Source organism: Elusimicrobiota bacterium (assembly GCA_016180815.1).
Lineage (GTDB): Bacteria > Elusimicrobiota > Elusimicrobia > JACQPE01 > JACQPE01 > JACPAN01.
Map to the genome: position 1 here is coordinate 130591 of JACPAN010000015.1, position 10082 is coordinate 140672.

At 55.2% G+C, this 10082-nt stretch carries 11 protein-coding genes; 8 read left to right on the forward strand and 3 right to left on the reverse strand.

The annotated features are described in order from the left end of the window. Positions 1–11: 11 nt before the first annotated feature. The 3 genes from HYT79_08485 to HYT79_08495 are packed head-to-tail and all read right to left on the reverse strand — an operon-like array spanning position 12 to position 2222. Positions 12–716, reverse strand: a complete 705-nt coding sequence (locus HYT79_08485) for a SurA N-terminal domain-containing protein (GenBank protein MBI2070624.1) — start codon at positions 714–716, stop codon at positions 12–14. Between the two features lie 29 nt (positions 717–745). Next, complete coding sequence (locus tag HYT79_08490) at positions 746–1174, reverse strand: polymer-forming cytoskeletal protein (protein ID MBI2070625.1); 429 nt, start codon at positions 1172–1174, stop codon at positions 746–748. 4 nt (positions 1175–1178) lie between these two features. Continuing rightward, complete coding sequence (locus HYT79_08495) at positions 1179–2222, reverse strand: M23 family metallopeptidase (protein MBI2070626.1); 1044 nt, start codon at positions 2220–2222, stop codon at positions 1179–1181. Between the two features lie 87 nt (positions 2223–2309). Here HYT79_08495 and HYT79_08500 point away from each other — a divergent pair, with 87 nt between their 5' ends. From HYT79_08500 to HYT79_08535, 8 genes are all read left to right on the forward strand, one after another. Then, positions 2310–4925, forward strand: coding sequence for a valine--tRNA ligase (locus HYT79_08500; GenBank protein MBI2070627.1), 2616 nt, complete (start codon positions 2310–2312; stop codon positions 4923–4925). 97 nt (positions 4926–5022) lie between these two features. Further along, a complete protein-coding gene (locus HYT79_08505; protein MBI2070628.1) occupies positions 5023–5574 on the forward strand; it encodes a non-canonical purine NTP pyrophosphatase in 552 nt (183 codons plus the stop codon). 18 nt (positions 5575–5592) lie between these two features. After that, a complete protein-coding gene (locus HYT79_08510) occupies positions 5593–6207 on the forward strand; it encodes an OmpA family protein (protein MBI2070629.1) in 615 nt (204 codons plus the stop codon). Positions 6208–6218: 11 nt separating this feature from the next. After that, the gene (locus tag HYT79_08515; protein ID MBI2070630.1) at positions 6219–7088 is read left to right on the forward strand and encodes a hypothetical protein; all 870 of its coding nucleotides are present in this window, start codon (positions 6219–6221) and stop codon (positions 7086–7088) included. Between the two features lie 4 nt (positions 7089–7092). Next, a complete protein-coding gene (locus tag HYT79_08520) occupies positions 7093–8334 on the forward strand; it encodes a PD40 domain-containing protein (protein ID MBI2070631.1) in 1242 nt (413 codons plus the stop codon). Positions 8335–8373: 39 nt separating this feature from the next. Next, entirely contained in the window at positions 8374–8913 is a 540-nt protein-coding gene (locus HYT79_08525) for a MotA/TolQ/ExbB proton channel family protein (GenBank protein ID MBI2070632.1), read from the forward strand. A gap of 19 nt (positions 8914–8932) precedes the next feature. After that, entirely contained in the window at positions 8933–9328 is a 396-nt protein-coding gene (locus HYT79_08530; GenBank protein MBI2070633.1) for a biopolymer transporter ExbD, read from the forward strand. A 92-nt stretch (positions 9329–9420) separates the two neighbouring features. Beyond that, complete coding sequence (locus HYT79_08535) at positions 9421–9972, forward strand: TonB C-terminal domain-containing protein (protein MBI2070634.1); 552 nt, start codon at positions 9421–9423, stop codon at positions 9970–9972. Positions 9973–10082: the final 110 nt, after the last annotated feature.

A 10082-nucleotide genomic window follows, 5' to 3' on the forward strand; every position in this document is an offset into this window, starting at 1 on the left:
CGGCCTCTTCGTTATTGATTGGCTTGCGAACCCGGGTAGGTTTTGACCGGGTGTTTTTGGGCGATCTGATTCAAGAGAAGATTCAGCGTCGATACCGCGGATTCGGACTGAATTTTTTGAGCGAAGGCGTCCTGTTCTTTTAGGTAAGTTTGCGCGGTTGCCGTCGGCCGTTCGATTTTGTACAGCCATTCCACTTCTTGCGGCGTCGGCGGGAAAACCCAGGAAACAAGGCTTCGGAATTTGACATTGGTGATTTCTTTGAACCGTTCCGCTTCGAATTCTTTGGGCAGAATACCCAGACTGCGCAAAGCGAATTGATAATACTTATTGGGATCAAAGCGCCCTTCTGTTTGAAAGAGAGGGTGCCGGGCGATATCCTGGGCCACTTCGCCGTCCGTTGTTTTTAATCCCCAGGCGCGCGATTCGATGGAGAACAACTCGCGGATGATCAGTTCCCGCATGACGTCGTTTTCCACGGCCTGCTCGACTTCGGCCGTCATTTCCAGGTCCGGCCGCGAGGCTTCCAACCCCTGAAGGGCTTGACGGTAGTTGATGTCGAACACTTTACGTTCGATTTTTGAGGAGCCGATTTTGGCCGCCAAGCTTCTGGCATCCGCGCCGATAAACACGTAGCTGGAGACGCCGAGGATGCTTAAAAAGAAAAAGCCCAGCGTAATCAACAGCATCAATTCTTTGTGTTTCCTGATGAAACGCACGATTAGAGGAGAGGCCCGGCCGGCATGAACTATTTCAAAGGAGAGATGAGACGGCCTTTTTTCGGGGGCTCGCTCACGGACGCCTCGGCGTCCGACGGCATCGAGTCGACGTTCATGGTGCAGGTTCCGTCGAAAACAGCGCCGTCTTCGATGTGAAGGGATTTCGTCCGGATATCGCCGATGACTTGGCCGTGGGTGAGGACCTGAACCAATTTGACGGCTTGGATATTGCCGACGACTTTGCCGCCGACGATCACGGTTTCCGCGGAAATGTCGCCTTGAACCTGCCCCGCTTCGCCGATGACCACGTGGTTGGCGTCGTAAATGCTGCCTTCCACCTTGCCGTCGACGATGAGGGAGCCGTGCGTGCGGATTGTCCCCTGAACGAATGTCTCCGAGGCGATGATGGATCTAATTTTATCGTCGCCGCCTAAAGCCTGGGAAACTTTACCGAACATGAAATTAGGGATTGCCGCCGCCCATGCCGGACGGGAACAGCACGATGGTTGATTCCGGGGATTTGGCCAGTTTTTCTTCGGCGTCCGCGTTCAAACCATTGATTCGGACCACGCGCAACGGATTGATCGGCCGCCCGTGCTCCCAAACTTCGAAATGCAGGTGGCTTCCGGTGGAGCGGCCCGTGGTCCCCATGTAAGCGATGATATCGCCGCGTTCGACGAATTGTCCTTGGGAAATAATGATTTTGGACGTGTGTCCGTACAGCGTCGAATAGCCGAATCCATGATCCAGGACAACGGTCCGGCCGTAGCCGTTGACCCATTCCGCCCGCCGCACGATGCCCGAGGCTGCGGCCCTGATCGGCGTGCCCTCGGCATTGGCGATATCCACCCCTCTGTGGTTTTCATTGGAGAGAGAGGCTTCGTGATCGAAAGGGCTGAATCGAGTGCCGAAACGCGAGGTTAAGGCGCCGATGGTCGGCCAATCGGAAGGGATCGATCGGCGTTGATTCAATTCGTCAAAACGCGTGACCAGGCTTAATCCGGCTTCGGTCAGCAGCCGGGACGCCTCCATGGTGTAGGCGCGGCGCTCCTGCTGCATGCGCGTGAGCATGCTGTGCGTGATTTTGCCCGCCATCAGATCGGCCAGGGTGTCTTTGCTTTTGCCTGGAGCGCTGATCTGGTGCGCCCAGTGGGGCCCAACAGGATTCTTTTCATCGCCGAGATTATCCTTGGCCATCAGGTATTTCAAATCGGATTCCAGAAAAGCCATGCCGCGCGCCATTTCCCGCATCCGCGCCACTTCTTGAGCCAGCACTTTGACCCTGGCTTTGTAGATATGGCTTTCAGCCCAGGAGCCCCAAAGCGCGGCTCCGTTGACGAAAAATCCCAAGCCGGCGGCCGTCACCAGAGTCCACGCGGTTAGAGCGCTGACGATGCCGGGCAAGCCGATACTGAAGCTTCTGGTGCGGCTCGCTCCATGGTGTGGAGCGATCAGCACCGTGTATCGGTAGGCGAAGACCTTTTTAAGGAAGTAAAATAACCGCATTCTGCCCTTCCACTAATACATAGCAGATTAATGGGGAACGCGCAATGGGAGCCTATTTAAAGGGGCAGGGATCGCTTTAATTTCATTATGGAAATACGATTTAATTTCAAGGAAGCGGAACAGCGTTGGCTGGAAATTTGGCGCAAAGCCGGCTTGGGCGAGCCTTCGGACGGCGCCGGGGAGCCTTTCGTGATGGTCATCCCTCCCCCAAACATCACGGGCAGCCTTCATATGGGGCATGCTCTTGACAATATCCTTCCGGATTGTTTGATTCGGTTTTATTTGACCCAAAACAGGAGCTCCCTCAGGGTGCCGGGCACTGATCATGCGGGGATCGCCACTCAATATGTGGTTGAAAAAAACCTCAAAACCCAAGGCATCGACCGCAACAGCTTGACGCGCCAGGAATTCGAGACTGTTTTGAGGGATTGGGCGGAGAAAACCAAAACCAATATTTTAGAGCAGATGGTTAATATGGGCTGCTTGATGGATTTTTCCCGCACCCGTTTTACCATGGACGAGATGTGCAGCCGCGCCGTTCGCCATGCGTTTAAGGCTCTGTTCGACCGGGGCTTGATTTATCAGGGCGATCGCTTGATTAGTTGGTGCACCCGGTGCCGTTCCGCGTTGTCCGATCTTGAATTGGAGCATCAAACCCAAAAAGGAAAGCTTTATTGCATTAGGTACCCGCTCCGGGACGGCTCTGGTTTTATTACGGTGGCGACGACGCGGCCGGAGACCATGCTGGGGGACTCGGCTGTGGCCGTTAATCCGGGGGATGAGCGCTATAAAGGAAAGGAGGGGCAGGTTTTAACCCTTCCTTTAATGAATCGAGACATCAAAATTGTGGCGGATTATCGCGTTGAATCAGGGTTTGGAACCGGGGCCGTAAAAGTGACGCCCGGCCACGATCCTTTGGACTGGGCCATAGGCCAGGACCACGGTCTTTCTATCTATAGAGTGGTCGGCGAAGACGGGACTATTACTGCCGCGGGTGGGCAATATGCCGGTTTGAAGGTTGAGCAGGCCAGGAAAAAAGTCGTCGAAGATTTAAAGGCGCAAGGTTTTCTGGATAAGGAAGAGCCCTATCAGCATAACGTGGCGGTTTGTTATCGATGCGCTCAGGTGGTTGAACCGCTGATTTCAAAACAGTGGTTTTTAAATATGGAGCCGTTGAAGAAGTTGGCGATCGAGGCTTATGAAAAACGGGGCGAACCTAAGTTTTTCCCCGAGCACTGGGGCGGTATTTATTTCGAGTGGCTTAAAGGCCTGAGGGATTGGTGCCTGTCGCGGCAAATCATTTGGGGGCATCGAATCCCGGTCTGGCATTGCGCTAAAGGCTGCCCGGCCGCGGCCGCGGTTGAAACGCCGGACCGATGTCCGACCTGCGGCGGAACTGATCTTGTTCAGGATCCCGATGTTTTAGACACTTGGTTTTCTTCGGGTTTGTGGCCGATGAGCGTGTTCGGCTGGCCTGAAGCAACCCCGGATTTTAAGCGTTTTTACCCCACCACGTTGATGGTGACCGGCTATGACATTACCTACCTTTGGGTGGCGCGCATGATTATGATGGGGCTTTATTTTTCCGAACGGGTGCCGTTTCGTCAGGTGTATCTTCATGGATTGATTCGCGACGCCCAAGGCCGGAAAATGTCCAAAACACTCGGCAATGTCATCAACCCGCAGGATATTCAGAACGAATACGGCACCGATGCCCTGCGCTATGCGCTCCTTGCGGGCGCTCAGCCCGGCCGGGATATTTATATGGCCAAAGACGCGTTCGTGGGCGCCAAGAATTTCGTCACCAAGATATGGAATGCCGGGCGGTTTATTAAAGTGGAATGGGAAAAGCCCGGCTCGGAATTGGCATCCGGCCCCCCTCATCCCAGCGACGACTGGATGGTTTCGGAAGCAGCCACGGTTGCCTCTGAAGCGGCTCGTGAGCTGCAAGCCCTTGATCCGGCTGCGGCGTTGAGGCGGATTTATGATTCTTTCTGGGGGCATTTCTGCGATTGGTATCTTGAAATCGTCAAAATTCGCCGTTCCCTTAATTCGAATCGCGGTCCGTTGAAATTATTGACCGAGATCTACGGCCATTATTTGAAGATGATCGGCCCCTTTATGCCGTTCGTGAGCCATGAAATCGCTCATGAATTGAAAAATTTGCACGGATGGGATTTGCTGGCCCGCGAATCATGGCCTTCGTCCGCGCCCCTGGATGAGCATCGCCGTGAAGCGAGCAGGCATTGGTGGCATTTTTTTTCCGGGGTGGTCACGGAGATTCGCGTGCTGCGCTCGGATTTAAACATTGCGCCCGGCGAAGAATTGGCGTTTCATCTGGAGGGTTCCAAGAACGGCGTGTTCAGCGAAACGGATTATTTGTTGGTGGAATCCATGACGCGCGCCAAGCGAGCCCCGGAGGCTTTGCCGGGAACGCGTATCCGCCGCCCGGTGCTGGAAGGCCATATTGAGTTGGTCGTTTATATGAGCCGGGATTGGGATGGGCGCAAAGAAGCCGGGAAATTGACGGCTTCGGCCAAGGAACTGGATCAGGCGATCGAACGGCTTGAGGCGCTGCTGGAAAAATCGGATTTTGCGTCCAAAGCGCCCCCCGATGTCGTGCAAAAAGAGCGGGAGCGTTTGAGCGGACTAAAAAACCGGCGCGGTAAAATTGCCGACTACTTGCAGCAATTGGGCGCTTAGGCTTTTTTTCTTTTTTTTCTTCAGCTTCATTTTCTAAGATAGGGACAAGCTCATGGCGTTGATGTTGGCCACCCGCAATAAGCACAAAATTTCGGAGATGACCCCTTTTTTTGAAGGGCTGCTGTGGCGCGAAGCGCCGCCCGAATGGTCGGCTGAGGAAACCGGCGCCACCTTGACGGCGAACGCTTTGATCAAGGCTCGATCGGCTCGGGCTTACGCCAAACCCGAAGAAACGGTTCTGGCCGAAGACACGGGGCTTTTTGTTTGGGCTTTAGGCGGGGCCCCGGGCGTTTTTTCCGCCCGCTATGCGGGCGAGGGCGTGAGTTTCGACCAGAACGTCGCGAAGCTGTTGCGCGAGCTGGCGCCTTATTCCGGGGAGGCGCGCCGGGCGTCGTTTTTGACCGCGGCCGCGGCGATCCGTCCCGATGGCGCGCAATTTTTTTCCTGCGGCCGATTGGACGGCGTCATCGCCCAAGAGCGGCGCGGGGCTCAAGGATTTGGCTATGATCCAGTGTTCATTGTTCCTTCGGCAGGCCGAGCCTTGGCCGAATTCAGCCTTGAGGAAAAGAACACGATCAGTCACAGGGGACGCGCGATTGGAGCCATCAGGCCTTATCTGGCCGTTTCAGCGGCATCGAGCGTTTCCTAGAGAAGGAGGGTAATTGATATGTCGACCATTGACGTCCGGGGTATTCATTTGAGAACGTGCGCAACGATGATCGCCGCGGTTGCGGCGCTTGGCTTAATTTTTGGCTGCGCGAAAAAATCGGTGATCAAAAAAGAATCGTCGGTGACGCCGTCCGCCGAGGGCAAACCGGTTCAAGAAGAGGACGTGGAAGCGTCCGTTCGCGGAAAGGACTTTACGCCGGTCAAGGAATTGGGCGTCATTTATTTTGATCTGGATCAAGCGGATCTTCGCGAGGATTCCCGGGCGGTCGCCGAGAAAAACGCCGAGTTTTTGAAGGCCCACCCCAGCATGATCGTCCGGATCGACGGCCATTGCGATGAGCGCGGCACCACGGAGTACAATTTGGCCTTGGGGCAGCGCCGGGCGGCCGCCATCCGCGCCTATTACAAGAGTTTAGGCATTGCGGCCAAGCGCATGGCCACGCAAAGCTTGGGCGAGGAGCGCCTCGTTTGTGCGGAGCAAAACGAAGACTGCTGGGGCAAAAATCGCCGCGCCGAGACGTTAGTGCGAGTCAAAGAGGAGCCGGCCAAAGCGTCTCCGGCGAAAACCGCGCCCGCTCAGAACAAAGGAACAAAAACGGATTCGGCAAAGTAAACCGCATTTCAATGATCAACGGCAGGCGTTTGTTGGGAGCCGCTCTGTGCGCGGCGTTTTGTTCTTCCTGCGTGGCCACGCGCGAAGATATGGCGGGCTTGGAAGTGCAGGTGGCCCGGCTGGAAAAGACCATCGGTTCCGTTGAGAAAAAACAGGCGGAGCTGACCCAGCGCCTTGATGAAATTAAGCGTCCCGTCGAAAGTCTGAATTCCAATCTGAACGACACGCAGAATCTCCTGAATAATTTTAACCCGAAATTCGAGGAGCTGCGGGCGCTGATCGAGGCCATGAGAAAAGAATTCGCGCAGCGCGTTTTAGACTTGGCCAAGCAGATCAACGAGCTCGATCAAAGCATTGAGGCAAAAATCGCGTCCTTGAAAAAAGCGGCCCCGGCGACGGGGGCGAAAACCAAAGCCAAGGCTAATGACAAGAAGGCCAAGCCCGCCAACGGTAAAACAGCCGCCGTCGAAGAAGAGGAAGAGGACGAGAGCTTGGACGCTCCGCTCAGGACATTTCAGGCCGCGTACAAGGATTTTCTGGCTAAGCGCTGGGATTTGGCGGACAGCGGGTTTGAGACGTATTTAAAGGCTTATCCCGAGGGCAGCCTGGCGGACAAAAGCCTGTACTACCGGGCGTTGGCCTTGAAAGAAAAAAAGAACGGCGCCGGCGCTCATGAGGCGCTGGATAAGCTCTTGGCGCGTTTCCCAAAAAGTCCGGTGTCCAGGGCCGGGATGCTGGAGAAAGCCAAGCTTTACCTTGACGAATCAAAAACAGGGGAGGCGGAGGGCATGCTGGAATACCTGATCATCACGCATCAGGGAACGAAAGAGGCGGAAGAAGCCAAGGATTTGCTCAAGAATATCCCTCACGGCAAAAAATAGCCGCGTGCTTTTTTTTCTCCTAACGATCGTTTTGTCGGCGTCGGCCCAAGGCCCGGCCGAGGTTCGTTTGGGTTTGAAGGAAATTTTTGGCGAAGCCTCCGTCGTCAAAGCCAAATTGGGCGTGGTTGAATCCCCCCGTGACAACGACGATGAGCGCGCGATTTTAGACATTCTCCGCAGCGATTTGGCGCTCATTGATTTGGTTGATTTGATTTCCGTCGCGCCCAAGGACGTCAAGAGTTGGGCGGATCAGCGCCTGGAGATTAAAGCGAACCGTTCGAACAAAGGCGTTCTGGTCAGCGCCGTGATTTCGGCCGGCAAAGAAGTCGTCGCTTCTCGGAATTTTTGGGATCAGGGCAATACCCGGCGTTTGGGCCACAAAACAGCGGAGTTCGCCTTAAAAACTTTGACCGGCGAGCAGGGTTTTTTTACTTCCAAAATCGCTTTCACGTTGAAGCAGGGCGGCAAAAAAGAGGTTTGGCTGGCGGACTGGGACGGAAAAAACGCGGGCCCGATCACGAATTGGTCGACGATTTCTCTTTTGCCCGCGTTCAGCCATGACGGACGCCGCTTGGCGTTTACTTCGTACAAAGACGGCAACCCCGATCTCTATGCCCACGATTTGGACAAAGGCTCCATAGCGACGCTTTCGGAGGCCCAAGGCTTAAACGCATCGGCTGCGTTCGATCCGTTGGGCGAAGGATTGCTGGCGACCTTGTCGTTGGGCCGCGATCCCAATATTTATTTTTTGTCGCCCCAGGGGAAAATTTTGCGGCGGCTGACCCGGACCATGGGCATTGACACGGCCGCGACGTTTTCCCCTAACGGTCAGGAAATCGCTTTTACCACGGATCGCTCCGGCAATCCGCAGATTTTCATCATGAACAGGGACGGGGCCAATACGCGGCGCCTGACCTACGGATTTTTTTGGGCGGATGAGCCGGAATGGTCCAGAGACGGCAGCGCCGTCGCGTTTTCGGGCAAGAAAGTCCGCGAGGAAAATTTTCAGGTTTTTTTGGGCGATCCCATGGGCGCGCGCTTCGTTCAGCTGACCACAGACGGCGCCAACGAGCACCCGACGTTTTCGCATGACAGCCGCTTCATTTCCTTCACATCGAAACGAAACGGCAAATGGGAGGTTTTTATCAAAGGCATCGCGCGCGAAACCCCGGAGATGAGGGTGATCGCCTTCCAGGGGGCGGATTGCCTGGAGCCGGCCTGGTCCGCGTCGGAGCCCGCCCCTTAAACGACAATTTTTTATCTGTAAAATAAACTCATGATCAATATGGGCTCGTCTCATTTTGCTTTGAAGGAAATGCTGCTGCACGGATGGTATGTGCTGTCTGTGTTGTTGGCGTGCTCCGTTATTTCTTTGGCCGTGATGTGGGATCGATGGGTGGCGTTTCGCCGGGCGGGCAAAGCCATCCCTCAATTTTTAAAACAGATCGCTTCAAAAGTCGAGTTGACCGCGACCATCGAAGGACGGGAATTGATCGCGCGCACGGAAATTACGCGCTCTTTGGCCCCGTTGGAGAACCGGCTTTCGATCTTAGGCACCATTGCCAGCATTACTCCGTTTATCGGCTTGCTGGGCACGGTGATCGGCATTATCCGCGCCTTCCGGGCGGTTTCCGCGACCATGTCCGGCGGGCATGCGGTGGTGGCGGTGGGCATTGCCGAGGCCTTGGTGGCCACAGCCGCCGGGCTTTTGGTGGCGATTCCAGCGGTGGTGGGTTATAACTATTTCAGCCGCAAGCTGGAAGCCTTGGAGCAGCAGCTGACGTTGGCTGCGGGCGAATTGATCATGGGCCTGGTCCGCAAGTAAGCGCATGCCCCGGGGGTTGATGGCGAGGAGCAAGAAACGCCGTATCTTCACGGAAATTAACCTCATTCCGTTAATCGACGTGGCCCTGGTCTTGGTTATTATTTTCATGGTGATCACGCCGTTTTTATTACGCTCTCAAATCGAAGTGAATATTCCCAAATCATCGACCGCCGCGGAGACCCCGCAATCGCCGCTCGAGGTCACCATCACCAAAAGCGGGCATATTTTTATCGAGGCGCGCTCCATCGAATGGGACAATCTTGAGCGGGAATTAGGCGCGCGTTTAAGGGGACGCCCTTTGCTTATTCAGGCGGATAAAGGCGTGGACCTGGAGTTTATCGTCAAGTTCATGGATATTGCCCGGCGCTTGAAAGTCGGCAAATTGGGCATCGCGGCCATTCAATCGGGAACGTGACCCCCGGGGCGGTTCGCGATCCCTTCCAAACAGGACTGATTGCTTCCGCCGCATTTCACACCTTGTTGTTCATGGTTGCGGCGATTAGTTTTATGCCGAGCAGCGGTAGGAAAAAAAATTATTACACCGTGGATTTATCCATCGGCTCAACCGCTCCCAGGACCGCTTCCTCCGGATTAAGCGGGGGCCCGGCTAATGTTCTTGTGCCCCAGGAAAGCGAGGATTTTTTAAAAACCCCGTCTAAAGCCAAGACAAAAGACAAGCCGGTGGCCGTGCCCAAAACCACGGCCATGAAAGCCGCCCCGGGGCCCAAAAGCGCCAAGTCATTGGTTGGATTGGGAACCGGCGCCGGCAATTTTCCCTACCCTTTTTATCTGGAAGCCTTGCGCAGCAAAATCGCTTTGAATTGGGACCCGAGTTTTTGGCGCAGCGGCTTGTTGGTCCGCCAGGCCCAGGTAGCGTTTACCATCAATCGCGACGGCACCGTCACCAAACCGGAGTTGACCGAACGCTCCGGAGACGCGATGTTTGATCAAGCCTGTGTTCGAAGCGTAATGCTGGCGGCCCCGTTTCAGCCTTTGCCGCAGGGCTTAAAGCAGGATCAATTAAAAATCGTTTTTGATTTTGCGGTCGCTGAAGAGTAAGCGGCGGCGCTTTAGGGTCTGTTAAGGAATTAATGATCAATTTGCCGGGGCAATTTTGGAGCGAGGCAAGGCGCCGCGAGGCGCGGCGTGCCCACAGGGCACGTAAGCCT